This is a genomic window from Sphingomonas panni, assembly GCF_022664435.1.
Lineage (GTDB): Bacteria > Pseudomonadota > Alphaproteobacteria > Sphingomonadales > Sphingomonadaceae > Sphingomonas > Sphingomonas panni.
Genome location: NZ_JAKREU010000010.1, coordinates 45,116 through 70,241 on the forward strand (window position 1 = coordinate 45,116; position 25,126 = coordinate 70,241).

21 protein-coding genes are annotated in these 25,126 nt (G+C 66.5%); 6 read left to right on the plus strand and 15 right to left on the minus strand.

What is annotated here, in order from left to right; translation table 11 throughout:
- Positions 1-20: 20 nt before the first annotated feature.
- From trmD to MF609_RS16665, 3 genes are all read left to right on the plus strand, one after another.
- Positions 21-758, plus strand: a complete 738-nt coding sequence (gene trmD, locus MF609_RS16655) for a tRNA (guanosine(37)-N1)-methyltransferase TrmD (RefSeq protein ID WP_242417276.1) — start codon at positions 21-23, stop codon at positions 756-758.
- Positions 755-1,144, plus strand: coding sequence for a 50S ribosomal protein L19 (gene rplS, locus MF609_RS16660; protein WP_056497824.1), 390 nt, complete (start codon positions 755-757; stop codon positions 1,142-1,144). The genes trmD and rplS overlap by 4 nt, the downstream gene beginning before the upstream one ends.
- Before the next feature lie 84 nt (positions 1,145-1,228).
- Complete coding sequence (locus tag MF609_RS16665) at positions 1,229-1,642, plus strand: VOC family protein (RefSeq protein WP_242417354.1); 414 nt, start codon at positions 1,229-1,231, stop codon at positions 1,640-1,642.
- Positions 1,643-1,743: 101 nt separating this feature from the next.
- Here the strand turns inward: MF609_RS16665 and MF609_RS16670 are convergent, their stop codons facing one another.
- A complete protein-coding gene (locus tag MF609_RS16670; RefSeq protein WP_242417277.1) occupies positions 1,744-3,912 on the minus strand; it encodes a histidine kinase dimerization/phosphoacceptor domain -containing protein in 2,169 nt (722 codons plus the stop codon).
- 85 nt (positions 3,913-3,997) lie between these two features.
- Positions 3,998-5,635, minus strand: a complete 1,638-nt coding sequence (locus MF609_RS16675) for a histidine kinase famiy protein (RefSeq protein WP_277991305.1) — start codon at positions 5,633-5,635, stop codon at positions 3,998-4,000.
- Between the two features lie 102 nt (positions 5,636-5,737).
- Between MF609_RS16675 and MF609_RS16680 the strand changes: the two genes are divergently transcribed.
- Positions 5,738-6,595, plus strand: coding sequence for an oxygenase MpaB family protein (locus MF609_RS16680; RefSeq protein ID WP_242417278.1), 858 nt, complete (start codon positions 5,738-5,740; stop codon positions 6,593-6,595).
- On the opposite strand, the gene MF609_RS16685 is transcribed toward MF609_RS16680, so the two are convergent.
- Entirely contained in the window at positions 6,592-8,646 is a 2,055-nt protein-coding gene (locus MF609_RS16685; RefSeq protein ID WP_242417279.1) for an NAD(+) synthase, read from the minus strand. The two genes, MF609_RS16680 and MF609_RS16685, sit on opposite strands and share 4 nt — an antisense overlap.
- Before the next feature lie 144 nt (positions 8,647-8,790).
- A complete protein-coding gene (locus tag MF609_RS16690; protein WP_242417280.1) occupies positions 8,791-9,498 on the minus strand; it encodes a murein L,D-transpeptidase catalytic domain family protein in 708 nt (235 codons plus the stop codon).
- A gap of 176 nt (positions 9,499-9,674) precedes the next feature.
- On the opposite strand from MF609_RS16690, the gene MF609_RS16695 reads away from it, so the two are divergent.
- A complete protein-coding gene (locus MF609_RS16695; protein WP_242417281.1) occupies positions 9,675-10,289 on the plus strand; it encodes a L,D-transpeptidase family protein in 615 nt (204 codons plus the stop codon).
- Entirely contained in the window at positions 10,276-11,046 is a 771-nt protein-coding gene (locus tag MF609_RS16700; protein ID WP_242417282.1) for a hypothetical protein, read from the plus strand. Before MF609_RS16695 ends, MF609_RS16700 begins: the two co-directional genes overlap by 14 nt.
- On the opposite strand, the gene MF609_RS16705 is transcribed toward MF609_RS16700, so the two are convergent.
- Genes MF609_RS16705 through MF609_RS16755 form a run of 11 tightly spaced genes read right to left on the minus strand, consistent with a single transcriptional unit; the run spans position 11,021 to position 25,067 of the window.
- Positions 11,021-12,835 carry a response regulator gene (locus MF609_RS16705; RefSeq protein WP_242417283.1) on the minus strand — a complete coding sequence of 605 codons (1,815 nt, stop codon included), beginning with the start codon at positions 12,833-12,835 and terminating at the stop codon, positions 11,021-11,023. The genes MF609_RS16700 and MF609_RS16705 overlap by 26 nt on opposite strands.
- Positions 12,835-14,487 carry a response regulator gene (locus MF609_RS16710; RefSeq protein ID WP_242417284.1) on the minus strand — a complete coding sequence of 551 codons (1,653 nt, stop codon included), beginning with the start codon at positions 14,485-14,487 and terminating at the stop codon, positions 12,835-12,837. The genes MF609_RS16705 and MF609_RS16710 overlap by 1 nt, the downstream gene beginning before the upstream one ends.
- The gene (cheB, locus tag MF609_RS16715; protein WP_242417285.1) at positions 14,484-15,524 is read right to left on the minus strand and encodes a chemotaxis-specific protein-glutamate methyltransferase CheB; all 1,041 of its coding nucleotides are present in this window, start codon (positions 15,522-15,524) and stop codon (positions 14,484-14,486) included. The genes MF609_RS16710 and cheB overlap by 4 nt, the downstream gene beginning before the upstream one ends.
- A gap of 4 nt (positions 15,525-15,528) precedes the next feature.
- Positions 15,529-17,532, minus strand: a complete 2,004-nt coding sequence (locus MF609_RS16720; RefSeq protein ID WP_242417286.1) for a hybrid sensor histidine kinase/response regulator — start codon at positions 17,530-17,532, stop codon at positions 15,529-15,531.
- A 16-nt stretch (positions 17,533-17,548) separates the two neighbouring features.
- Positions 17,549-19,207: a methyl-accepting chemotaxis protein gene (locus MF609_RS16725; protein ID WP_242417287.1), complete on the minus strand. Its 1,659-nt coding sequence runs from the start codon at positions 19,205-19,207 to the stop codon at positions 17,549-17,551.
- A gap of 3 nt (positions 19,208-19,210) precedes the next feature.
- Positions 19,211-19,723: a chemotaxis protein CheW gene (locus MF609_RS16730; protein WP_242417288.1), complete on the minus strand. Its 513-nt coding sequence runs from the start codon at positions 19,721-19,723 to the stop codon at positions 19,211-19,213.
- Positions 19,720-20,997, minus strand: a complete 1,278-nt coding sequence (locus MF609_RS16735; protein WP_242417289.1) for a CheR family methyltransferase — start codon at positions 20,995-20,997, stop codon at positions 19,720-19,722. The genes MF609_RS16730 and MF609_RS16735 overlap by 4 nt, the downstream gene beginning before the upstream one ends.
- Complete coding sequence (locus MF609_RS16740; protein ID WP_242417290.1) at positions 20,994-21,467, minus strand: chemotaxis protein CheW; 474 nt, start codon at positions 21,465-21,467, stop codon at positions 20,994-20,996. The genes MF609_RS16735 and MF609_RS16740 overlap by 4 nt, the downstream gene beginning before the upstream one ends.
- Positions 21,467-22,015, minus strand: a complete 549-nt coding sequence (mobA, locus tag MF609_RS16745) for a molybdenum cofactor guanylyltransferase (protein WP_242417291.1) — start codon at positions 22,013-22,015, stop codon at positions 21,467-21,469. The genes MF609_RS16740 and mobA overlap by 1 nt, the downstream gene beginning before the upstream one ends.
- Positions 22,012-22,791, minus strand: a complete 780-nt coding sequence (gene fdhD, locus MF609_RS16750) for a formate dehydrogenase accessory sulfurtransferase FdhD (protein WP_419723114.1) — start codon at positions 22,789-22,791, stop codon at positions 22,012-22,014. Before fdhD ends, mobA begins: the two co-directional genes overlap by 4 nt.
- Positions 22,791-25,067 (minus strand): FdhF/YdeP family oxidoreductase, encoded by a 2,277-nt coding sequence (locus MF609_RS16755; RefSeq protein WP_336944974.1) that lies wholly within the window; start codon positions 25,065-25,067, stop codon positions 22,791-22,793. Before MF609_RS16755 ends, fdhD begins: the two co-directional genes overlap by 1 nt.
- Positions 25,068-25,126: the final 59 nt, after the last annotated feature.

Below are 25,126 nucleotides of genomic sequence, written 5' to 3' on the forward strand. Positions count from 1 at the left end.
AGCGGGCAGAGGCTGTCGCCATGACCTTCGCTGCGACCGTCCTGACCCTCTACCCCGAAATGTTCCCCGGGCCGCTCGGCATATCGCTCGCCGGGCGCGCGCTTCGCGAGGAACGCTGGTCGCTGGACGCGGTGCAGATTCGCGACTTCGCGACCGACAGGCATCGCTCGGTCGACGATACGCCGGCCGGCGGCGGCGCGGGCATGGTGCTGCGCGCCGACGTGCTGGCATCGGCGCTGGACAGCGTGGCCGACGGGCGACCGGTGCTGGCGATGACGCCGCGGGGCAAGGCGCTGACCCAGCAGCGGGTGCGCGAACTGGCCGACGGTCCGGGCGCGATCATCCTGTGCGGCCGGTTCGAGGGGTTCGACGAACGCCTGTTCGAAGCGCGTGATATCGAACCCGTAGCGATCGGCGACTATGTGCTGTCGGGTGGCGAAATGGGGGCGCTGGTGCTGCTCGACGCTTGCGTTCGGCTGCTTCCCGGCGTAATGGGCGCGGCTTCGAGTGGTATCGAGGAAAGCTTCGAAAGCGGCCTTCTCGAATATCCTCAATATACCCGACCCTATGACTGGGAAGGGCGTGTGATCCCCGAGGTGTTGCGATCGGGGGATCATGCGCGGATCGCGGCGTGGCGCAAGGCACGGTCCGAATCCGACACACGGCTATGGCGGCCGGACCTGTGGGAGCGTCATGTCGATGCTCGGGTCCAGTCGCCCTCTGGCGCGCACAACCAAGACGAAGGTCAGAAGAAATGAACCTCCTCCAGACGCTCGAAGCGGAACAGATCGCCAAGTTCCTCGAATCGAAGTCGATCCCCGAATTCCGCGCTGGTGACACCCTCAAGGTCGGCGTGAAGGTCGTCGAAGGCGAGCGGACCCGCGTGCAGAACTACGAAGGCGTGTGCATCGCACGTTCGAACGCCGGCATGGGTTCGTCGTTCACCGTCCGCAAGATGAGCTTCGGCGAAGGCGTCGAGCGCGTTTTCCCGCTCTATTCGCCGAACATCGATTCGATCGAAGTCGTGCGCCGCGGTGTCGTGCGTCGCGCGAAGCTCTATTATCTGCGTGGCCGCACCGGCAAGTCGGCGCGTATCGCCGAACGCCGCGATCCGCGTCCGGCCAAGGCGACCGCCGCCGAGTAATCGGCTGCACGCATTGCGTCACGGAAGGGGCGCGGTGGCCACGGGCTACCGCGCCCTTTCTCTTGGGTGGAAGAACCGTTCATTATGCGTGTGACGGGCATCAATCACATCACTTTGGCCGTAAGCGACGTAGAACGGTCGCTGGCATTTTACCGTGATGTGCTGGGCTGTGATGTCAGAGCGGTTTGGCCTGAAGGTGCCTATCTCGAAGCAGGCAGCTTATGGCTATGTCTCTCGCGAGACGCGCAGGTGCGGACCGCGCCGCATCCGGATTATACTCACATCGCGTTCAGCGTGGCGGAGGATGATTTTACCGCGCTGAGCATTCGCTTAATGAATGAATGTGGGCTTTGGAAAGCCAATGGAAGCGAGGGGGCTTCAGTCTATTTTCTTGATCCCGATGGCCACAAGCTGGAGGTGCATGTCGGCTCATTGCGAACGCGCCTCGAGTCATATCGGACGGACGCCTCAAAAGGTGTTGAAATTTTAGACCTGTAACGTCGTTCGGTGCTGCGTATGCTGGCGACCGGAAGCCGACTGAGCAGAGGACCACGTGGGCTGCGAGTTCGCCGGGCCGCGCCGTTCAGACGGTCTCATCCCTATACCTCGTCCGGCGTCGCGATCGGTGCCGACACCGTGAAGCGCAGGCCCGGTGCATTGTCGCTCTCCTCGATCGTGCCGTCGAGCCGCTTGACCATCGCCCCCAGCATCCGCGTACCGAATCCGGTGCGGTCGCCGGTGCGTCCCCGTCCCCGATCGGCGACCGTCAGGCGGAAGCGATTGCGGACCTTTTCCAGCGTGATCGCAATCGGCCCCGGCTGTCCGGCATAGGCATATTTCTGGGCATTGATGACCAGTTCGACCAGCACCAACCCGATCTGCACCGCCGCATCGGCGGTGATGAGCAGCGGCGCCAAGTCCATGGTCAGGCGACCGGTCCATTCGTCGCCCATGGACGACTGCATCTCGGCCAGCAGGTCCTCGATATAGCGGCCGAGGTCGATGACCGTCACCGTATCGTCGGAATAGAGCCGGCGATGCACCAGCGCGACCGCCGACAGCCGCCGCTGCGCCTCGTTCAGATGGCGGGTCAGCGTCTCGTCATTCTCGGCATTGGCCTGCATCGCCAGGAATGCGACGACCAGTTGCAGGCTGTTCTGCACCCGGTGGTTCACTTCCTTGATCAGCGTTTCCTGCTGCGCGAGCAGGGCGTCCTTGTCGGTGACGGCGCGCGTGAGCTCACGGTTCAGTTCACCGATCCGCCGCCGCTGCCGTGCGTCGAACAACAGGCGGGACAGGCGGTGCCCTGCCTCTATCTCCGCCGGGCTCCATGGGCGGGCACGGCCACGGATTTCCTCGCTCCACGCCGCAAAGGAGGCGCGGGGCGACAGGGGCTGATCAGGAGTCTGGCCCACCGCCTTGTGCGGGTTGCCGGCCCATTGGATCGTCTGCAACGTTTCCGCACGGAACCACAGCAGGACCGCCGGCTCCTCCGCCGAGAGGGTAATCGCCAGCAGCCCGCTCGCTAGGTCGCGATAGGCATAGGCCGGCGGCAGTCGCTGTTCGAGCGATGCGGTATGGAGCAGGATGCTTCCCTGCGCGCAAACCCACTGCAGGATGTCCGCAACGGCGTCGTCGGGCGGGACGTGGCCACTGGTATGGCGCGTCGTGCCCCGCTGCAGCACAAACCCATCGGCCTGGAGCAGGCGGCGCATGTCGTTGGCGATCAGGGCGGGCAACTGGCTGTTGTCGCCGTCCTGCGCCAGCCGCTGCGACAGTGCGTCCTCGGCAGTGCGCAGGCGCAGGCGTTCGCGATATTCCGCAGCTTCTTCCTTTGCGCCGACCTGTTGCGCGAAAGACGCCGCAATCAGCTCGCAGGTCTTTCGTTGCAGATAGGACAGCCCACGCGGACGGCGATGATGACATGCCACCAGTCCCCACAACATACCGTCCTTGACGATCGACACCGAAGCCGACGCGGCGACGCCCATGTTCTGCAGATATTGCAGATGGATCGGCGATACCGCCCGCACGCCGACATTGCTGAGGTCGATATCGACCAGCGCCGGATCGATGCCGAGGATCGGGGCAGGGGTATAGTGCGCATCGGGGATCACGCGGACGCGATTTCGCACATAGAGCGCGCGGGCCTGACGCGGAATGTCGGACGCCGGGAAATGGTGGTTCAGGAACCCGTCCATGTCGGGCGCATGGCATTCGGCCACGACCTTGCCCGAATCATCGTCGAGAAACCGGTAGATCATTACCCGGTCGAAGCCGCTCAGCCGCGCGAAGACCGTCGCGGCGCGCGCCATGAGGTCGTCGAGATCGGCCGCGCGCGAGAACTGCTCTCCGCCGTGTTCGATCCAGGCCAGTGCATCGTCGGTGCCGGGTTCACCGGGCGCGGTCGGTTCCAGCTCGATCAGCCAGAAACGGCCCTCGCGACTGGCGACGGTCGACAGTGCATGGTCGCCGGCCGGGCCAAGTATCACCGGCCCCGCGATGGTCGAACGCAATATCTCCAGCCCGGCATCGCCGATCAGTCCAGCAATCGATCCGCCCAGCCAGGCGGGACCCAGCAACCGTGCGAGATCGCCGGCACCGCCCACGACGACCCCCTCGACGGGATCGACGATCAGCAACATGCCGTGCGGCTGGATCGCGCCCGGCATATGGATCGGTTCGCGGTCGCAGACGGTCAGATCGTGCCCAAGGTCCGATGGCGACGTCGCCAGGCCGTTATCGTGGGCGTTTGCACTGGTCGCCAAGCCTGGCCCTCTCATCATCATACCGCTGCCCGGCGACTGGGATCGTGGCGGGAAGGTACTGCACTATAACCGAAAACACGACACATCAACCGGTACCGGTCGGCCCGTCGAGCAACTGGCGTATCCGGGTGGCCAGATCGATGCGTCGATAGGGCTTGCCGATCAGTTCGAATTCGGTGCCGCGCGCATCGACCCGTTCGATCGATGCCTCGGCATAGCCGGTGGTCAGCAGCACCTTCAGGCGCGGGCGCATCTTCCGGGCCTCGCGCGCCACCATCACACCGTTCATCCCGCCGGGCATGATGAGGTCGGTGAACAACAGGTCGATCGCGGCGTCGCTTTCCAGAATGCCGATCGCTTCCGGCCCGTTCCCGGCGCGCAGCACGGTATAGCCAAAGTCCTTGAGGATCGTTTCGGCGAGGTCGCCGACATCGCGCTGGTCCTCGACGACCAGGATGGTTTCGTCGCCGTGAAGGTCCATGTCCGCGCGCACCCGTCGCTGTCGGATCGGCTCGGGCACCGAACTGGCAGCCGGGAACAGCAGCGATACGGTGGTACCTTCACCTTCATGCGACGCGATATGCAGCGCGCCGTCGGACTGTTTCATGAAGCCATAGACCATTGACAGGCCGAGGCCGGTGCCCTTGCCCTGATCCTTCGTCGTGAAAAACGGTTCGGTGACGCGGGCGCGGACATCCTCCGTCATGCCGGTACCCGTGTCGGAGATGGACAGGGCGACGAAGTTCCCGCTCAGCTTGTCGCCATAGCGCGGGTCGCTGCCGTCCAGCGTCACCTGTTCGGCCGACAGGGTTATCGTGCCACCCTCTGGCATCGCGTCGCGGGCGTTCATCACGATGCCGAGGATCGCCGCCTCCGCCTGCACCGGATCGATCCGGGCGTTGCAGTGGTCGCCGCACGGCTTGACGTCGATCGTGATCGGCAGGTCGCCGACGGTGCGTTTGAGCATCGGCAGCAGCGAGCGGACCAGGTCGTCGACATTGGTCACCCGCCCGGACAGTTTTTGGCGGCGGGAGAAGGCGAGCAGCTGTTGCGTCAGTTCAGCGCCACGATCCGCTGCCTCCATCACCGCGCGCAGCGACCGTTTGGCGCGTTCGGGCTCGACCGGTCGCTCGGTGCTGCGTTCCATCTGGTTGAGCAGGACGTCGGTAAAGCCCTGGATCACCGTCAACAGATTGTTGAAGTCGTGCGCGATGCCGCCGGTCAGCTGCCCGACCGCCTCCATCTTCTGCGCCTGTCGCAACGCTTCCTCGGCATCGCGACGGCGCGTCACGTCCAGTTGCGACGCGAAGTGGTAGCGCAGCTTTCCATCCCCGTCGAACACCGGCGAGATGAACAGCGCGTTCCAGAAGGCGCTGCCATTCTTCTTGTAATTGATGATCTCGACCGAGGTTTCCCGCTGTTCGCGGATGGCCTCACCAATCTCCTTCACCGTGTCGGGGTCGGTATCAGCCCCCTGCAGGAAGCGGCAATTGCGGCCCAGCACTTCTTCCCCGCCATAGCCCGTCATCGACAGGAAGGCCGGATTGGCGAAGATGATCGGGTTGTCGGGCAGGTTCGGATCGGTCACGATCATCGGCATCCGCGTCGTCTTGACCGCCGCGAAGAAGATGCCGTTGCCCGGATCGTGCATCTCACGGCCCGCCATCGCCGCATCGCGTCGCACGCTGTGGAGGGGTTTTTCCGGGCTGGGCGCTGAGGACATGCGATGCCTGACGGTTCGAGGACGTGGCGACAAAGGTCTTGAGTGGCCGATTTGGTTCCGTAACGATCGGACCTGCGATCGCGCTCCATTCGTTTGCTACCCATGAACCCTTTGCGACAGACAATTGCCCGGCAAGTCCGTGGCTTGACCGGAGCCGGCGATGGCGCAATCGACCTGCGGCGGCCGCCGGGTGACGACGGACTGTTCGGTCCGAACTCGGTCAGCTGGCGGGTCCATGGCGATTTCTCGTCGATGATGATCGGCGGCACGACCGCGCTGTTGTTGCAGATGTTGCATCCCGGCGCGCTGGCAGGCGTGTGGGATCACAGCAATTTCCGCCATGACATGCTCGGCCGGCTGAAGCGGACCGCCCAGTTCATCGCTGCCACGACCTATGGCAGCACGGCCGAGGCGGAGCGCCTGATCGGTCGCGTCCGGCGCATTCATGACCGCGTGCATGGGGTGCTGCCCAGCGGCGTGCCCTATGACGCCAACGATCCGCATCTGCTGACCTGGGTCCATGTCGCGGAGACGGATTCGTTCCTGCGCGCCTATCTGCGCTACCGTGATCCACATCTCTCGCGCGCCGACCAGGACCGATACTTCGTCGAGAATGTGGTCGTTGCCGAACGACTGGGCGCGCGGGACGTGCCCGACAGCCGGGCGGCGGTCGATGCCTGGTTGCTGTCGGTTAGGGGCGAACTGCGCTGCGACGTGCGCACCCGGACGGTTCGGGAGGCGCTGTTGCATCAGCCCTTGCCCAATCCGTTCCTGAAGGGGTTCGGGGCGCTCAACACGGCCGCCGCGATCGACCTGTTGCCGCCTTGGGCGCGGGCGATGCTCGAACTGCGCAACACTGCTCCGCTCGGCGTGCGGGCAGGGGCACAGGGCATGGCGCGGATGCTGCGCTGGGCGCTGGGCGGATCGGCGTCGGAAAAGACCGCACGCGCGCAGGGTTAGACCGGGGGCAGGTTCGCCCGCAGTTCCTCGACCCACGGCGTCGCCACGCCGTCCGACGGCGCGCGCCAGTCACCGCGCGGCGACAGGGCACCGCCCGCCGAAACCTTCGGCCCGTTGGGCAGCGCCGACCGCTTGAACTGGCTCGTCTGGAAGAAGCGCCAGAGAAACTTCTCCAGCCACCGGGCGATCGTGGGCAGGTCGTAGCTGCCCTTGGCTTCCTCCGGGAAATCGATCGGCCAGCGCCCGGCGGCGGCATCGCGCCACGCGTGCCAGCACAGGAACGCGACCTTCGATGGCCGCTGACCGTAGCGTACGATATGATGCAGGAAAAAGTCGTTCAGGGCGTAGGGGCCGACCCGATCCTCGGTGCTCTGCATCCGCCCGTCTGCGTCGGCGGGCACCAGTTCGGGCGAAATCTCGGTATTCAGGATCGCGTCGAGGACCGCATCGGTATCACCATCGAACTGGTCGGTGCGGATCGTCCAGCGGATCAGATACTGGATCAGCGTCTTGGGCACGCCAGCATTGACGCCATAATGGCTCATATGGTCGCCGACGCCATAGGTGCACCAGCCGAGCGCCAGTTCGGACAGGTCGCCGGTGCCCAGCACCAGCGCCCCGCGCTGATTGGCCAGCCGGAAGAGGTAATCGGTGCGCAGACCCGCCTGCACATTTTCGAACGTCACGTCATAAACCGGCTCGCCGCTGGCAAAGGGATGGCCCATGTCGCCCAGCATCTGGCGTGCGGCGGGGCGGATATCAATCTCATCGCCGGTGATGCCCAGCGCCTGCATCAGTTTCCACGCGTTGCCCTTGGTCGCCTCACCCGTTGCGAAGCCGGGCATGGTAAAGCCCAATATGTCGGTGCGTGGCCGTTTCAGCCGATCGAAGGCCTTGGCCGCGACGATCAGCGCGTGGGTTGAATCGAGGCCACCGGAGACGCCAATCACCAGCCGCTTGGTGCCCGAAGCGACCAGCCGCTTGCGCAGGCCCTCGACCTGGATATTGAATGCTTCGTAGCAATCATCGTCCAGCCGTTCGGGCGTGTTCGGCACGAACGGATAGCGCCGCACCGGGCGCAGCAGGCCGGTATCGCCGCTCGCGGGGGTGTGGTCGAAGGCGATGCGCCGGAACCGCGTTTCCGGGTGGCCGCTGGCGGCGGCGCAGTCGTTGAAGGTGCCGGTGCGCATCCGCTCCAACCGCAGCCGCTCCAGATCGATGTCGGCAGAGGCGATCCCGGCCGACTGGTCGAACCGGTCGGACTGGACCAGCAATTCGCCCAGTTCATGGACCGATCCCTGACCGTCCCATGACAGGTCGGTCGTACTCTCGCCGATGCCCGCCGCCGCGTAGATATAGGCGGAGACGGTCCGCGCCGATTGCGATGCGCACAGCATTTCGCGGTCACGCGCCTTGCCGATGACGATGTTCGATGCCGACAGGTTGCACAGCACCAGCGCCCCGGCCATCGCCCCGGCGGTCGACGGTGGCAGCGGCGACCAGAAATCCTCGCAGATTTCCGCATGGAACACGAAGTCGGGCAGAGTGCTGGCGGCGAAGAGCAGATCGGTTCCGAACGGCACCTCCTGTCCGGCCAATGTCATCGTCAGGCCGGTCAGCCCGACGCCGGGCGCGAACCAGCGCTTTTCGTAATATTCGCGATAGTTGGGCAGATAGGTCTTGGGCACGATACCCAGAATCCGCCCGCGCGACACCGCGACCGCGCAATTGTACAGCCGCCCGTTGCGCCGCAGCGCCGCCCCGAGCAACAGCACCGGACGCAGATCGGCACTCGCCGCGACCACCGCCGCCAGCGCCGCTTCGGTCGCATCGCACAGCGCGTCCTGCAGGTGCAGGTCGTCGATGGCATAGGATGTCAGGTTCAGCTCGGGAAAGACGAGCAGGTCTGCGCCGCGATCATGCCCCTGGCGTGCCAGTTCGATCGCGGCACGCCCGCCGGCGGCCGGATCGCCGACATGGGCGGGCGGGGTGCAGGCTGCGACGCGAAGCAGGCCGTGGCTGTGGATCGAATGGAAGGGGTGCGTGGTCATGGCCGCACCCTATCGGCACATGGCGCCATGCGGAACCGGTTAAGTCCCGCTACCTTCGCACCGGATGGTTCGAGCAGCTTCGAGCTTGTCGAGCAGCGTCCGTCGAGAACCGGCCGCCACGGGACCGGCGTTCTGAATACGCGCTCAAACCTTGGCGGCGTAGATCATCCGGCCTTCGCCCAGCAGGTCGAACACCCGAGCGAGATCGCCCTCGGCAACTGCGAAACAACCCTGGCTGCGCCCAAGCTTGCCGTGCTGCGCAATCATTTCCGGGTTGGCGTACCAGGCGCCATGGACGACGATCGCGCGCATCAGCGCATTGTCGTTGGTCGGGTCGAGGCCGACCAGCCGCTGCGAACGGCCATGCTTGCCGACATAATAATTGTCGGTGATGAATGCGCCTTCCGACGTGGCGTTCGAATCCGGCACGTTGCTGAACCGGGTCAGCAGACCGCAATGCGCCGGGTCCGACCCGCTGCCATGGGCAACGCGCATCGCCGAGACGACGCCGCTGTGCATGTCGATGAACTGGAAACGGGGATGGGCGGAATCGACGGCAAAGTCGGCGATGGCAATACGATCGGTCCGCTGGATGCGACGCGAATGGCGGTCCATCGATGCCACCGCACGTTCGAACAGGCGGGGATTGACGGTGGCAGGCGCGCGCATCTGCCGAACCGGGGCAGCTGGCACCGATGCCGACGCCAGACGCTGCGGCGGTGGCATCACCGGCGCATTCTGCGCGATGGGCACGATCGCATTCGTCGTGCAGCCCTGTGCCAATACGGCGCCGGCCAATCCGCCTGCCGCTTTCAGCACCGCCCGCCGCGATCGAACTGCTTCGTCCCGCATCCAATTCCTCGCCAAATCGTTGAGTTCCAGAGATACGGGCGATCGGCCTTCCATTCAATTAACATGGGTCCAGGCGTTCCGCCGCTGGTCGCGCGGAAGCAACGGACGGTCGAGTCCGGCGAACATGGTTAGCGCTGCATTTGCCATCGGAGCGATGCTGCGGGATAAGGGTGCTCATGGGCATCGCGCTACGCCTCGCACCGTTACTGGCGATCCTGCCACTACCTGCCGCCGCGCAGGAACCGGCGGCGCTGTCGATCGAGCGGGCGGCGGTGGCAATGCGGCCGGGCGACCATCGCTGGGCCGACGATCCGACGCTGCCCGGACCGGTCAGCATCGTCGTCAGCGTGCCGATGCAGATGGCTTTCATCTATCGCGGCGACCGGCTGATCGGTGCGACGACGGTCTCGACCGGAAAGCCGGGCAAGATGACGCCGATCGGCGAATACAGCATCCTGCAGAAGCGGCCGTTCCATCGATCGAACCTCTACAACAACGCGCCGATGCCGTTCATGCAGCGGCTGACTTGGGACGGCGTTGCGCTTCACGCCGGCGACCTGCCCGGCTTTCCCGCGTCGCATGGCTGCATTCGCATCCCGACCGCCTTCGCGCGCCGGCTATTCGCGGCGACGCAACTCGGCGGACAGGTGTCGGTGGTCAACGACGTCATCGCCTTTCCCGCCTATCGCGCTGCCGATCCCGTACCGCACCTGTCGCCCGACGGGATCGCCGCGCTTGCCGGTCGCGACGATGGCGTAAGCCTGGCAGGAGGACGTCATGTACCGCGCTGATCGGGTTGCTACGATGCTGGGCCTGCTGATGCTCGGCAGTTGCGGGGGCGGGAACGACTCTCCTGCGGGTAATGCCGGTGCGCCGACCCCGGTTGCGGCTGCCACCCCGACCGCGACACCCGCCGGCACCAGTTCGGTACCCGATCGGCTGACGGTCACGACCAACGAACCCTTCTATTCGGTCAGGATCGATGGTGACGTGCTGACGCTAAGCGGAGTCGACCTCCCCACGCGTCGCCTGCCGGTGGTCGATCATGGCGTGGAGGCGAATGCGCGCGAATGGAAGGCGCAGGGCGGGGGTACGACGCTGAAGCTCCGGGTCGTCCGCGCCTCTTGCGCCGATGACATGTCGGGTGCCGCGCGCGACTTTGCCGCAACACTCACAATGGACCGGCGCACCGTGCGCGGCTGCGGCTATGTCGGCACGCCTGCACCGCCGCCCGAGGAAGCGGCGGTGGCAAAAAACCATATCCCGGCGCAATTCGTCGGCAGCTGGAACCGCGATGCCGCCGCCTGCGCCGACCCGGCCGCCTCCGTCGAAGGGGTGCGGGTCACGCCGGACGAGCTATGGTTTCATGAGAGTGTCGGTACGGTGAAGCGGGTGGAGCCACTCGGGCCGGACCATATCCGCCTCATCGCAGACTATGACGGGGAAGGGCAGCAGTGGACCGCTACCCAGACGCTGCGCATTTCGGGCGACCGGTTGAAGATCATGACCGGTGACCAACCGTTCAGCCGGATACGCTGTCCGAAATAGTCGAACGCCCGGCGCTCGCCTGTGCGATGGCGGCCAGCAGCTGTTCGCTCGTGAACGGTTTGGTCAGTACCGGCACGCCGATCTGGCTGTCGCCGATTTCGGCAAAGCCGGTGATGAGCAGGACCGGCGTGTCGGGGCAACAGGCCTTAACACGCGCGGCGACGTCGATCCCCGACAGTTCGGGCATGGCGTAATCGGTCAGTACCATGTCGAACCGTTCGCCCGCCTCCAGCACCGCCACTGCACGGACCGCGGAGTCATGGACGGTAACGCGATGTCCGGCACCCTCCAACTGCGCGGCGACGACGGCCCGAACTTCGGCGTCATCCTCGACCAGCATCAGCCGCAACGGCGTGGACTGGTCCGGCACGGTATGGTTAGCAGCAACCGGCGCCGCCTCGATCCGGGGCAGCCAGAGGTGAATGCTGGTCCCGCGTCCGACCTCGCTGTCGATCGTGACGTCGCCGCCCGCAGCGCGCGCCATGGCCCGCACCATCGGCAGCCCGAGGCCGGTGCCGACCCCTTGCGCCTTGGTCGTGAAGAATGGTTCGAACACCCGCTTGCGCACCGCGCTGTCCATGCCGCTCCCGGTATCGCTCACGGAAATCCGGACGAACGGGCCAGTCAGGTCGGGTACGAAGGCGGCGGCATCGTCGATATTCGCGGTGGCGATCCGCACCGTGCCGCTACCGTCCATCGCATCGCGCGCATTGATGGCAAGGTTGAGTATCGCCAGCTCGAACTGTCCGACGTCGGTCCGCACCGCCCAGGTGGGGTCGGCAAAATCATAGGCAACGCGAATACGCCCGGCCGCCGTCCGCACGATCAGTTCCTCGATCGCCCGGATGGTATCGTCGGGACTGAAGACTTCGGCGGCAAGGTCGCGCTGCCGGCTGAAGCTGAGCAAGCGGCGAGTGATCGCGCTGCCACGTCCGGCGGCCTCGCTTGCCGCGCCCAGATAACGCTGCAACCGGTCGCGGTCGTCGATCCGCCGTTCGGCCAGTTCGAGATTGCCGATGATCGCCGCCAGCAGATTGTTGAAATCATGCGCGATCCCGCCCGACAGCGTGCCCAGCGCCTCCAGCTTTTCCGACTGGTGGTGACGACGTTCGGCCACCCGGCGGGCGGTGTCGTCGCGTTCGATCTTCAGCAAATAGCGGCTAGGACCGATCGCGAAGGGGATGCGGCGGATATGGGTCCAGCTATCGCCCGAGGGCTGAACGAAATGGCGATCCTCGTCGTCGCTACGGTCCTGCGCGAGAATGGCGAGGTCGCGCGGATCGGCCGCGCCGGGGCGCGGGCCACCGCGCACGACCTGCCCCCGATCGTCGAGGATCGTCACGATATCGCCCGATCCATCCGCCAGTCCGCGAAACGCTGCGCGTTCGAATGCCAGCGCCTGTCGCAAGGCAAAACGGTCGGCGGCGGCGGCGATCATGGCGAGCAGCGCTTCCGCGTCCCATGGCTTGTTGGCATAGCCGCTGATCGCGCCATCGTTCAGCGCGGCCACGACCGCCGATAGATCGGCATAGCCCGTCAGCAGGATCGCTTCCGCTTCGGTATGGTTGCGCGCGCGGGCGAGGAACTGGCTGCCCGTCAGTTCGGGCATCCGCTGATCCGACACGATCACCGCGATGTCGGGATTGGCGCGTACCAGTTCCAGCGCATCGACCGGCGAGGCGGTCGACAGGATGCGATAGCGATCCTCCAGCAGATCACCGAGCGCGACCAGGATTTCGGGCTCGTCATCGACCAGCAGCAACAGGGGCAGGGGACCGGAGGTTTGCATTACGGTCGTTCTGGTATCCTGATCGTGAAGCAAGCGCCACCCTGCCTGGCGGAGTCGATGGTGATCGTGCCGCCGTGCGACCGGACGACGCCATAGGCGATGGCAAGGCCGAGGCCGGTTCCTGCACCGACATCCTTCGTCGTAAAAAAGGGTTCGAAGATCCGCTCCCGCCGGTCCTCCGGGATGCCGGAGCCGTTGTCCTCGATCCGAATGAAGAACATGCCGTCCGCCGCGCCGGTCATCACGACGATCCGGCCGTGCGCGGGATCGACGGCGTCGGCGGCGTTGGCGACGATGTTCATCACGACCTGATTGACCAGCGCCCCGGAGCATTCGAGGTTGCGTACCGGACCATAGTCGCGAACCACGGTGACGCTGCCCAGTCGCGGCGCGAGCAGCGTCAGCACGGCGTCGATCGCGTCCGGAATATCGATCAGCGAGACTTCGCCATCGTCCAGTCGGGAAAAGCGACGCAGCTTCACGACCAGTTCCTGAATCCGGGTCAGCCCGGACCGGATCGACTGCAACCGATCCGCCGCTTTGGTGAGCAATGCGGCGCGGGTCACTTCGTCGGCGCTGGCGGCATTGGCGACGGCACGCTCGACGGTGGCCTGATGCGCGAGGATGAACGCCAGCGGGTTGTTGATCTCGTGCGCGATGCCGGCGACCAGCTCGCCGAGTGACGCCATCTTGGCCGACTGGACCAATTGCGCCTGCGTTTCGCGCAGCAATGCGTTGGCCCCGGCCAGTTCGGCATTGGCGCGGGCGAGGCGTTCAGCGGAATCCGCCTCTGCACGCGCCTGTGCCAGAGCGATCGCCTGAGCCTGTTCGCGCGCGATGCCGGCGGCTTCCTCGTCGCGGGCGAGCTTGCGCCGGACGATGGCGCGAATGCGGACCAGCAGCATGTCGCTGTCGCGACCGCGCGACACCACATCGTCCGCACCCGCCGCCAGTCCGGCAAGTATGGTCGCCGGGTCGGCATCGTCGGTCAGGGCGACCAGCGCGATGCCGCTCGCCCGTTCGGTCCGACGGGCATCGAGCATCGCGGAAAGTGCGAAAGGAGCGTCATTGCGCGGTTGTACGACGAGGATGCCGTCGGCGCTCTCCGTATCGATCGCTGCAAGGGCATCGTCGACACCCGCGACGTGAACGACGTGATAACCCTCCGCCACCAATTGGGTTACCATATGATCCGATGATTCGGCTGGCGGCGCGAGCAGCAGGAGGCGGGCCTGTCGCAACGACGCAGCGGGACCATCGCCCGTCGGCCTTGCGCGGACCTGTCGCAGCAGCGCCCGCACCCGGGACACGATAAGCTCGCCACCGCCGCTCTTGGGCACATAGGCGTTGGCGCCGCTGTCGAGGCCCTGCCGTTCGACGTCCGACGCATCGTCGCCGGTCAGCATCAGGATGGGGAGGGTCCGGGTGGCGTTGGTCTGGCGCACGATCCGCACCAGTTCGTCGCCATTCATGCCGGGCAGACGGTAATCCACGACCAGCAGGTCGGGCCGGCTGTGATTGAGCGCTTCGAGCGCGCTTTCCGCATCGCGCGTCCGGTCGATCCGAAACCCGGCGCGCTCGAACATCCGCCGCAGCTGCAGCGCTTGCGTATCCGAATCCTCGATCAGCAGGATCGCGGCATCCTCGCTCACCGCGCGCGGTCCACGATGCGCTTCACATGCGGGGCGATCAGGTCGAGCGGTAGCGACAGCGCGCCTGCCCGGTGTGCGGCGGCAGGCATTCCATAGACGATCGACGTGCTGGCGTCCTCCGCCACCGCCTGGCCACCGGCGGCCAGCAGCGCCTGTACGCCGGGCGCGCCGTCCTCGCCCATGCCGGTCAGCACCACGGCCAATGCAGCGCCGTCGAGTGCGGTCGCGGCACTTTCGATCAGGCGCGTGGCCGACGGGCGTTGTCCGTTGACCGGGCCATCGGTCGCAACCCGCATCGTGCCCCCGCGCGTAAGCATCAGATGCGCGTCGCCTGGCGCCACATACACCGTCCCGGCGCGCGGCAACTCGCCGTTTCGGGCCAGTTCGACCTGCTGCGGTACGACGCTGTCGAGCCAGCTGGCGAAGCCGGCCATGAAGCTCGCGCCCATATGCTGCACCAGTAGGACGGGCAGCGGCAGGTCGGCGGGAAGCGCGCCCAGCAGGCGGGCGAGCGCCGGTGGCCCGCCGGTCGATGCGGCCAGCAGCAGAACCGACGGGGGACGGACGCGTGGCGGAATCGCGGGGACACTCCGTGCCGCGGGCATCCGCCGCCGGACCACGGCAACCTCGCTCATGATCGCGAGCTGGGTGCGGATTTCGTGCGCGACCTGCGCATAGGCGGCATCGCCCAGCCCGACCGGCTTTTCGACGACCGACAATGCCCCGGCGCGCAGCGCATCCATGCTGTTACCCATCGCGCCGCCGTCCATGCTGGCTGAGATCACCACGATCGGGGTCGGTTGACTGGCCATGATCCGGCGCGTCGCTTCCAACCCGTCGATACCGGGCAGGCGGATGTCCATCGAGATGACGTCGGGCCTGAGTGCAGGAAGCGCCGCGATTGCTTCCTCCGCGGTCGCAAAGCTGGCGGCGACGGTCAGGCGCGGGTCGCTGCCGACGATATGGGTCAGCAAGGTGCGCACCACCGTCGAATCCTCGACGATCATCACGCGGGCAGGGGCGTTGCGGGTCGTCATCAGGTCAGATCAGCTGCTGAACGACGCCGATCAATTTGCCCTGATCGAAATCCTGCTTGGTGACATAGGCATCCGCGCCGAGGCTGAGACCGCGTTCGATATCGTCGGGGCTGTTGCGCGATGTCATCATGATGACCGGTAAAGTTTTCAGTGCCGGATCGTTCCGTATCGCCGCCAGCAAAGCGAATCCATCCATCCGCGGCATCTCGACATCCGCGACTACCAGGTCGATTGCATCGAGCCCCGAGCGCAGCCGTTCCAGACCCGCCAGCCCGTCGACCTCGACCAGCACGCGGTAGCCCTGCGCCTCTAGGATGCTGCGTTCCAGCGTCCGGGTGGTGATCGAATCATCGACGACCAGGATCGTCCGGGTCCGGGTTTCCGGCGTCGGTGCGGTGAAGGCGGTGGCGATGCGGCCCGCCGCACGGTCGCGGACCAGCTGGACGGGATCGAGGACCAGCACGACCTCTCCGTTCAGCAGTACGGTGCCCAGAACGAGCGGCAGGTCGGCGGCGATGGCCGCGGCGTCGCCGACCAGCAGCGCGCGAACGTCGCTGAGCGCGTCGACGACCAGTACGCGGCGAACGCCCTCGGCCTCCAGCACGACCGCCCGCAATGTCGCGCCTGCATCGGCCTGCGCCATGCCCAATGCATCGCCGAGCCGCGACACGGGCAGCGGTTCGCCGTCGACCGGCAGCATCGTCTCTCCGCCACTGGGGGACAGTGCGGCCGGATCGATCCGCAGCACCTGTCGCACCGCATCGGCCGGCAGGGCGCAAACCATGTCCCCGACCTCGACCAGCAGCAGGGTGCGACGGGTGAGGGCGACGGGAACCGCGATGGTCAGGACCGTACCGCCGCCCGATCCCGGCGCAATGCTGGCCGATCCGTGCAGCCGGCGCGAGACCTCCGCCACGACCGACAGACCGATGCCGCGCCCGGCGACTTCGTCGAGGCGCTCGGCGGTCGACAGGCCCTGTTCGAACAGCAACGCGTGCAGTGCCGGCCCACGCGGCGATGGCGCATCGGCGGGGATGAGTCCGACGGCACGGGCACGGGTAACGATCGCGTGGTCATCCAGCCCCGCGCCGTCGTCGCGGATGGTGATGAGCAGCCGACCGCGATCGATCCGGGTGTCGATGGTGATCGTACCGGCGTCGTCCTTGCCCGCGCTCCGGCGGCGTTCGGGTGTCTCGATACCGTGGCGCACCGCATTGCGCAGGACGTGGAGGAGTGGATCGCGCAGGGCGTTCAGCACGCGCCGATCCGCCTCGCCATCGGTTTCGTTGGTCCGCAGCCGGGCGATCTTGCCCTCGGCCGCCGCCAGATCGCGAACGGAGCGCTCATAGCCATCGAACAGCGTCGCTACCGGTTGCAGCAGCAGCCGTTCGCCATCGCGCTCCAGTTCGGCGCTCGACCGGTCGAGCGCATCGCGCAGGCGACCATGCAGGCCCCGAATGCGATCCAGTTCGTTCATCGCCTGTCGCAGCCGTCGGGCCGCCTCGCTGTCCTCGGCCCCCGACAGCAGCGGGGACAGTGCAGCCAGATCCTCCGACAGAGCGGAAAGGCGGTCGGCGACCATCCCCTGTTCTGCGACCTGGGTGGCCAGAACATGCAGCGACCGACCGAGATTTTCGACCCGATGGCCCGAAACGGCAACCCGCCGTTCCGGCTCGGCCTCTTGTGGGGCGTTCGGCGTGTCGGGCGATGCCCCATCCTCGATCGCATCCGCCAGCCGCCGCAGTTCCGCGATCGCTCCCGCGTCCAGCGCCCGCTCACCGCGTTCGATGGCGAGGATCAGCGCCTCGGCTTCATGTGCCGCCGCTTCGCTTTCAGGCAACTCGACCGCGCGCGCCGCGCCTTTGAGGCTGTGCGCCCGGCGGCTGAATTCGCGCAGGTCGACGCTGCGCCCGGCATCCGCATCGGCCAGTGCGGCACGGATACCGGCCATATGCTCGGCAAGTTCCTCCGCGAATGCCGCCAGCAATTCGGCCTGAAGCTCGTCCACGCGCGCGTCCGTCCCGTTACAGGCGGTAGCGTTCGGTCAGGCCGACCAGCTTGCGCGACAATTCGCCCAGATCGCCGGCCGCTTGGTCGAGCTGCCGGGTCGAAGCGGCAGTCTGCTGCGACGCTTCCCGGATATTCTGCAGGGCGATGGTGACCTGCTCGATGCCGATCTGTTGCTGGTTGGTCGATGCCACGATCTGCTGGAACGTCTGCACATTTTCCTGCACGCGGGTCGCCAGTTCCTCGATCGCGGCATGTCCCGCGTCGGTACGCTCCTTGCCCGACGCGACGCGCTTGACCGCTTCCTCGGTCAGCATCACCGACGAATTGATCCCGCGCTGGATATCCCCCAGGATCGAGCGGACGTTGCGGGTCGCCCCCTTCGCCTGATCGGCCAGTTGCTTCATCTCCGATGCGACGATCGCGAAGCTGCGACCCTGTTCGCCCGCCGCTGCCGCCTCGATCGAGGCGTTGAGCGCGAGGAGGTGCGAGCGTTCGGATACGTCGTTGACCGTCGCGATGATGTCGCCGATCGCCTGCGTCTTTTCCGATAGCGCGACGATGTTGGTCGCGACCGCTTCGGCCTGTTCGCGGATCGCGTCCATCGCGCGGGCGGTGTCGGTGACGGCGTTCAGGCCGGCATCGCTGACCTGCGCCGTCGCCTGCGCCTGCGCGATCACTTCCTGCGCACGGCGGGTGATCTGTGCGCCGCTATGCGTGATTTCGTCGACGGTCGCCGCGGTTTCCTGCACGGCGGCGAGCTGTTCCTCGACCGATGCGGCCTGTTCCTGCGTCGACGCACGGATCTCGGTGGTGGCGGCGTTCAGATCATTGGTCGCGGCGCGGTTCTGCGTGGCGATGGTTCGCAGGCCGCCGACCATGTCGTTCAGCGTCCGGCCGAGCTGCCCCAGCTCGTCCTTGCCGGTCGCGTCGGTCGTCGTCGACAGGTCGCCTTCGCCGATGCGACCGACGAACGACATGAACGAATCGAGCGGCCCGACGATCGAACGGCGGGTCGTGACCGCGACCGCGACGGCGACGATGATCGCGACGATCAGCCCGAGGACGATCGAAATGCGGCTGGCATTATACACGTCCTGCGTCGCGTCGCGCCCGCGTTCGATTGCTACGTTGAGCGTCTCGCGCGCCTGTCCGATCCGGGCGACGGTGGCGGCATGATCGCGCACGATGTCGGCTTCGATCGCCAGCACGCCGGCACGATCGCCCGCACTGATCGCAGCCAGCTGCGTTTCGACGTCGCTGCGCGTCTGCTTGAGTGCCTGATCGCCCGCTGCCAGCTGACGCGCCATCGCCGCCCACAGGTCGGACCGGGCACCGGTGACCGAATTGTCGCGATAGGTTTCCGCCGCGCGTTCCTGTTCGACGATGCCGCGCTGCGCTTCCTCGACGGCGTTGCGCCATCCGGTCGTCGCTTCGCGGACCCGCTTGTCATCACCGGTCAGGAACGCCTGGACCAGGCTGGCGCGCTGCTCGACCTTGCGCGACAAGGCATGATCGATGCGGTTCAGCGCCTCCATCGACGCAAGGTCGCGTTCGACGATCAGGTCGACGGTCTGGCGGACGTCGCCAATCTGGACGAGCGCATAGACGCCGAGCGCGAGGAGGATCGCGGTCAGGGCCGCAAAGCCAGCGGCGATCCGGGTGGAAACGGACAAACCTTATCCTTCCTGAAGACGTGCGGGGAGAAGTCGTTCGATCAGCACGACCGGGTCGATCCGTGTCAATCGCTGGTCGTCATCGATTACGAGGGTGGAAAGAGTGGGACCGGTGTCAGTGCGGAGGACCGTGGCGACGCCGGACACCGCGTCGACCGCCAGTGCGATGCGCGGGGTTTCGTGGCGCAGCACGATCATCGCGGTCGGCTCGGCGGCGTCGTGATCCAGCAGTTCGGCCAGCGCGAACAGGTTCACGACCGTTCCGCGCCACGCCACCAGCCCGCGCAGCACGCCCGGCGCGTGGGGCAGGCGCGTGACCTTCGGCAGCGGCGCGACCGCGCGGACGCAATCGATCGGCAGCCCGTGCGCCACGCCGCCGAGGTCGAACAGCAGCAGTGTTTCGCGCGGCCGGTCGTCGGTTTCTCGCACCCCGGCAACTGCGCGCTGCCGGGCGGCGAGAATCGCAGTGACGGCATCGGCGTCGAGGTCGTCGGACAGGATGGTCGGCACGCTCATCGCCCGGTTCCGATCGTGTGGCGGATGGCGGCGGTCATGGCACCGGCAGTCATACCGTCGCCTTCGGCCAGTTCGGTATCGGGCGCAAGGCTGCTCGCGACGCGCAGCGCATTGGTCAGGCTGCGGCGGCCATCGGGCGCGCGGCCCTGTGCCAGCAGGTAATGGCCGAACTGGTAATGCGCCATGGCGAACGACCGGTCGAGATAGAGGGCGTCGCGAAAGGCGCGTTCGGCGCGGTCCTTGTCCCCCGTGGCGAGCGCGTCGAGCGCCGCGAAATAATGGGCGGCGGCATCCGGCGCGCGAACCACCGTCGGTGGTGCTGCCGGGCCCGGCGGCGGCGGGGACGTGCGAACGGCCGTGAGACGCGGGGCGGGGGATCGCGCCGGCGTCGCTGCCGGCGGCGGCGTATCGGGTAACGGCTCGGCGGGGGCCGTCCGGGGCCGCGTGTCGAGCGGACGATAGGTCAGGATGCCGCCGGTCAGGTCGCTGTCGGCGACCACGTCGAAACCGGGATTGGGTTCGGCATGGCCGAGCAGCAGGATGCCGTCCGCCGCCAGCCGCTCGGCGAGCGCGCCGACGATCGCGGTCGCATCCTCCTGGGCGAAATAGATCAGCACGTTGCGGCACAGGATCAGGTCATAATCGCTGAAGCCGAGCGGGGCGGCGACATCGATCATGGTCAGCAGGTTATGGCGTTCGAACCGGGCGATACCGCGATAGCGATCCTTCAGCCGGTAGCGGTCGCCCTTCCGGTCGAACAGCCGCGCTCGCTCGCTCTCGCCCATGGTGCGCAACGCCCAGGACGAATATTCCGCCTGTCGTGCCGCTTCCACCGCCGCTTCGTCGATGTCGGTGCCGGTCAGCGCGATGCGCCAGTCGTCGATCGCGTCGCCCAGCAGGTCGGCGAGCAGGATCGCAACCGAATGCGCTTCCGCCCCGGTCGAACAACCCACGCTCCAGATGCGCAGTCGCTTGTCGTCACGATGGCGTTCGATCATCTCGGGCAGGATGCGGGTCTTCAGCGCGTCGAACTGTTCGGCGAAGCGGAAGAAGAAGGTTTCGTTGATCGTTACCGCGCTTTCGAGCAGCGGCCATTCTGGATTGGCCGGATCGCGCAACCGGGCGCGATAGTCGCCGAGCGTCGCATCGCCGGTAGCGGTCATGCGCCGTGCGACATGGTCGGCGAGCTGCGCGTCCTTGTCGGTATAATAATGATGGCCGGTCCGCGCGATGACCAGCGCCTTCACCTCCGCAAAGGCTTCGTCGCCGATCATGTCGCCGTCCACTGGTCTTGGCGGGTAGCGGCGGCGGCGGTGAGCGCGGCCAGCGTCGCCCGTTCGCCGTCCAGTAGCAGCCGATCGACCGCGACGACATGCGCGACCTCGCCATCGGCCAGCGGCAGTTCGCCGGTGATGGCGGCGTTCAGGCTATGGCCGGGTGACAGCGGGCCGACCGCGCCGGTCACGACATCCTCCGCCCGGTCGACCAGCAGGCAGATATCGTCGCGCAGCCGCACGAGGTGCGCGAACAGGTCGATCCCCGCCAGCGGCGCGTGCGGATCGAGCAACAGGTGCGGCGCGAGGACCGGTACCGGTCGCCCCTGCAACGTGACGAAGCCGAGCAACGGGCGCGGCAGCCCCGGCGGCGCGTCGATCGGCAGCAGCGGCAACACCTCGCGCACCGCCGTCATCGGCAGCGCGAGGCGGGTGTCGCCGATGCGCAGGATCAGGAACGACGCGGTCATCACCGTCTGGCTATATCGTGCTTCGCCAGCAGCGCCAGATCATCCGGTGTGTTGATATTGGTAATTCCGTCCAGACCCGCGATCCCGACCGCACCGATCCGGTCGGCAAAGGCCCGGACCGAACGTGATCCGCCCCCGGCCAGCAGGCCGTCTAGAACCGGCGCGGCACTGCTCGGCCACCATCCGACCACCGGCAGGTCGGCGAGATAGGCGGCAGGACCAGCACTGGACAGGTGATCGCGACATCCGGCGGGCAGCAACGGCGCGTCGCATGGTACGGTCAGCACCTGGGCAAAGCCGTGCGTCGCGGCGTAATGCAGTGCGCCGGCAACCCCGCCGAGCGGCCCCAGATCGGTCGCCGGCCGGTCGGCGACGCTCACCATGCCCGGATGCGACCGGCCGACTACGACCAGCGCGTCGACCTGGGTACCGATCGCGTCGGCCACGCGGTCGATCAATGCGCGCCCGCCAAGCGTCGCAAGCGCCTTGTCGCTACCGAAACGGGTCGAACGGCCGCCGGCGAGGATCGCGCCCAGGATGCGGGTCATGTCGCGAGCATCGCGTCGTCGCGGACCAACGTCCTGAGCGGCAGCCCGGCCTCGGCAGCGCGATCGATCGCCAGCGTAGTCGCGGCGGACAGGGTGGCGAGGAGGGGGCATTGCGCCAGCACCGCCTTCTCCACCAGTTCGAACGAGCAGCGGGACGACAGCAGCGCGAAGCCGCCATCCCAATCCAGACCGCCACGTCGCATCGCGCCGATCAACTTGTCGAAGCCATTGTGTCGCCCGACATCCTCGCGCACCAGCCGGATGGTGCCATCGGCGGCACAAAGCGCCGCGGCATGGGTCGCACCGGTCGCCCGAGCCAGCGGCTGGTGGTCGCGGAGCGTCCCCGCCGCCGCGAGAATAGCCGCCGGAGTAGCGTTGCTGCCGACCGCCAGCGACGGCAGCGGGCGCAGCGCCTGTTCGAGATTTTCGATCCCGCACAATCCGCAGGACGATTCCGACACACGGTGCCGGACCCGATCCGCCACCCGGTGATGGCAATCGGGGGTCAGCATCACGCGCAACAGCGTACCGGCGGCGACGGGGTGGGCCGCGACCTCGATCACGTCGCCCGGCGTATCGACCAATCGTTCGGCCAGCACGAACCCATAGGCGAGGTCGTCGAGGTCGACAGGCGTCGCCATCAGCACGGCATAGCCCAGACCGTTGATCTCTATCGCGACCGGAGCCTCGATCGCGACCACCCGGTCCTGTCCTGTGGCATCCCCCGATGCCGCCACCCGGTCCACTGGCCGGGTGGCAACGCCCCCATGATCCATCAGGCGACGATACGCACCGGCACTGCCTTCGCCGCCGGCGTTTGCGACCCGAAATCATGCCAGCCGAGCGGGATTAGCGGGTTGAGTTCGGGATAATAGCCGGCGATGCAGCCGTCGGGCAGATCGAACGGCACAACCTTCAGCCCGCCGACGCGCCGGTCGATCCCGTCGTCGCTGTCGCCGACGATGGTTACGACCTGCCCCTTGTGCAGCCCGGCCTTCTCGATCTCCTTCGGGTTCATCATCACGACGTCGCGCGTGCCGGTGATGCCCCGGAACCGGTCGTCATAGCCATAGATTGTGGTGTTGAACTGGTCGTTCGACCGCAGCGTCACCAGCCGCAGCCGGCCCGGCGCATCGGCAATCGTGGTGCCCGAGAGCGAACGGGGCACGGTGAATTCCGCCTTGCCGCTCTCCGTCTTCCAAATCCGTTCACGTGCCGAATTGCCGCGATAGAAGCCGCCCGGCGTGAACATCCGTTCCTCGAAATCGTGGAACTGTTCGGGATAGGTCTCCTCGATCAGCTTGCGGATCTTCGCATAATCGCCGGTCCACCCGTCCCAGTCGACCTTCGGATTGGGATCGAGCGTCGCCTTGGCGATTCCGGCCACGATGGCGACTTCGGATTTGAGATGCTCGCTCGCCGGCTCGTGCGTCGCGATCGAACCGTGGATATGGCTGAACGTATCCTCGATCGTGACGATCTGTTCGCCGCCCGCCTGCTTGTCGACCTCGGTCCGCACGAGGCAGGGGAGGAGGTACGCGACCTTGCCGTTGATGAGGTGGCTGCGGTTCAGCTTGGTCGCGATCTGCACCGTCAGGCGCATTTGCGGCCACGCCGCCTCGATCCGTTCCAGATCGGGGATCGCGCGCAGGAAATTGCCGCCGAGCGACACGAAGGCGTCGATCTCGCCCTTCAATATGCCTTCGCACGCGGTGACGGTGTTGTGGCCATGGTCCATCGGCGGTTCGAAATCGAACAGCTCGCGCAGCCGGTCCATCGGTACCAGTTCGGGCTTCTCCGAAATGCCGACGGTGCGCTGGCCCTGCACGTTGCTGTGCCCGCGCACCGGCGACATGCCGGTGCCGACGCGGCCGATATTGCCCTTCATCAACAGCAGGTTGACGTAGGTGGCGACGTTGTCGAACCCGTTGACCTGCTGCGTCAGGCCCATGCCATAGATGCCGATGGTCCGGTCCGCCTCGACATAGACCTGTCCCGCCGCCTCGATATCGGCGCGGGGCAGGCCGCTTTCGCGTTCGATATCGGCCCAGTCGGTCGCCCGGACCATCGCCTCGAACTCTGCCCAGCCATGGGTATGTTGTTCGATGAAATCGACGTCGAGGACATGGACCTGATGCTCGGCCCAGCTCTTGTCCTCGGCCGCCAGCACATGTTTGGCGAGGCCGATCATCACCGCGACGTCGCCGCCGGGCTTCACCTGATGATATTGGCAGCTGATCTTCGTCTCGCTGCGCGTCGCCATCTCGAACGGGTTCTGCGGATCGGTGAACGCGATCAGCCCCGGTTCCTTGACCGGGTTGAAGGTCACGACCTTGCAGCCGCGCTTCACCGCGTCGCGAAGGGGGTGGAGGAAGCGCGGGCTGTTCGACCCGGTATTCTGGCCGAAGAAGAACATCGCGTCGCAATGTTCGAAATCGTCGAGGATCGATGTGCCTACGGGTGCGCCGATCGTCTTCTTCAGCGCGACCGAGGTCGTCTCATGGCACATGTTCGAACTGTCGGGCAGGTTGTTGTGCCCATAGAGGCGGGCGAACAGCGCGTAGAGATAGGAGGTTTCGAGGCTGGCGCGGCCCGAAGCATAGAAGATCGCCTTCTTCGGATCGATCGCACGCAGCTCCGCACCGATCGCGCTGAACGCTTCGTCCCAGCTGCATTCGACATAATGGTCGGTCGCATGGTCGTAGCGCAGCGGATGCGTCAGTCGCCCGACATGTTCGAGATCGAAATCCTTCCACGTCTTCAATTCGCTGACCGAATGCTTCGCGAAGAATTCCGGCGTGCAGCGGTTGGGCGTCAGGTCCCAGAGCGTCGCCTTCGCCCCGTTTTCGCAGAATTCGAACGGGTGCGGCTCGGCGGGCTTGCCCCATGCGCAGGACGTGCACATGAAGCCCTTCGACTTGTTCTGCCGGGCGAGTTGCGCCAGCGCGGCGGGGCGGTTACGCTCCTTGGCAAGGACCTTGGACATCCCCTTGACCGAGCCCCAGCCGCCTGCCGGGCCGTCATATCCCACCACATCGTCCCGATCCGCCACGGCAATTCCTTCTCTACGCCTGTGGCGTAGCCTACGCCGGGCAGGGGGTAATGTTCCGC

What these genes read in the sequence shown, in the direction of transcription:
- MF609_RS16680 (WP_242417278.1), top strand. Translation starts at nt 5,738, where the DNA reads ATGAACCCTTTGCGACAGACAATTGCCCGGCAAGTCCGTGGCTTGACC.
- MF609_RS16705 (WP_242417283.1), bottom strand. Translation starts at nt 12,835, where the DNA reads ATGCAAACCTCCGGTCCCCTGCCCCTGTTGCTGCTGGTCGATGACGAG.
- MF609_RS16665 (WP_242417354.1), top strand. Translation starts at nt 1,229, where the DNA reads ATGCGTGTGACGGGCATCAATCACATCACTTTGGCCGTAAGCGACGTA.
- fdhD (WP_419723114.1), bottom strand. Translation starts at nt 22,791, where the DNA reads ATGGATCATGGGGGCGTTGCCACCCGGCCAGTGGACCGGGTGGCGGCA.
- MF609_RS16695 (WP_242417281.1), top strand. Translation starts at nt 9,675, where the DNA reads ATGGGCATCGCGCTACGCCTCGCACCGTTACTGGCGATCCTGCCACTA.
- MF609_RS16685 (WP_242417279.1), bottom strand. Translation starts at nt 8,646, where the DNA reads ATGACCACGCACCCCTTCCATTCGATCCACAGCCACGGCCTGCTTCGC.
- MF609_RS16730 (WP_242417288.1), bottom strand. Translation starts at nt 19,723, where the DNA reads ATGAGCGTGCCGACCATCCTGTCCGACGACCTCGACGCCGATGCCGTC.
- cheB (WP_242417285.1), bottom strand. Translation starts at nt 15,524, where the DNA reads ATGACGACCCGCAACGCCCCTGCCCGCGTGATGATCGTCGAGGATTCG.
- mobA (WP_242417291.1), bottom strand. Translation starts at nt 22,015, where the DNA reads ATGACCCGCATCCTGGGCGCGATCCTCGCCGGCGGCCGTTCGACCCGT.
- rplS (WP_056497824.1), top strand. Translation starts at nt 755, where the DNA reads ATGAACCTCCTCCAGACGCTCGAAGCGGAACAGATCGCCAAGTTCCTC.
- MF609_RS16700 (WP_242417282.1), top strand. Translation starts at nt 10,276, where the DNA reads ATGTACCGCGCTGATCGGGTTGCTACGATGCTGGGCCTGCTGATGCTC.
- MF609_RS16675 (WP_277991305.1), bottom strand. Translation starts at nt 5,635, where the DNA reads ATGTCCTCAGCGCCCAGCCCGGAAAAACCCCTCCACAGCGTGCGACGC.
- MF609_RS16740 (WP_242417290.1), bottom strand. Translation starts at nt 21,467, where the DNA reads ATGACCGCGTCGTTCCTGATCCTGCGCATCGGCGACACCCGCCTCGCG.
- MF609_RS16690 (WP_242417280.1), bottom strand. Translation starts at nt 9,498, where the DNA reads ATGCGGGACGAAGCAGTTCGATCGCGGCGGGCGGTGCTGAAAGCGGCA.
- MF609_RS16735 (WP_242417289.1), bottom strand. Translation starts at nt 20,997, where the DNA reads ATGATCGGCGACGAAGCCTTTGCGGAGGTGAAGGCGCTGGTCATCGCG.
- trmD (WP_242417276.1), top strand. Translation starts at nt 21, where the DNA reads ATGACCTTCGCTGCGACCGTCCTGACCCTCTACCCCGAAATGTTCCCC.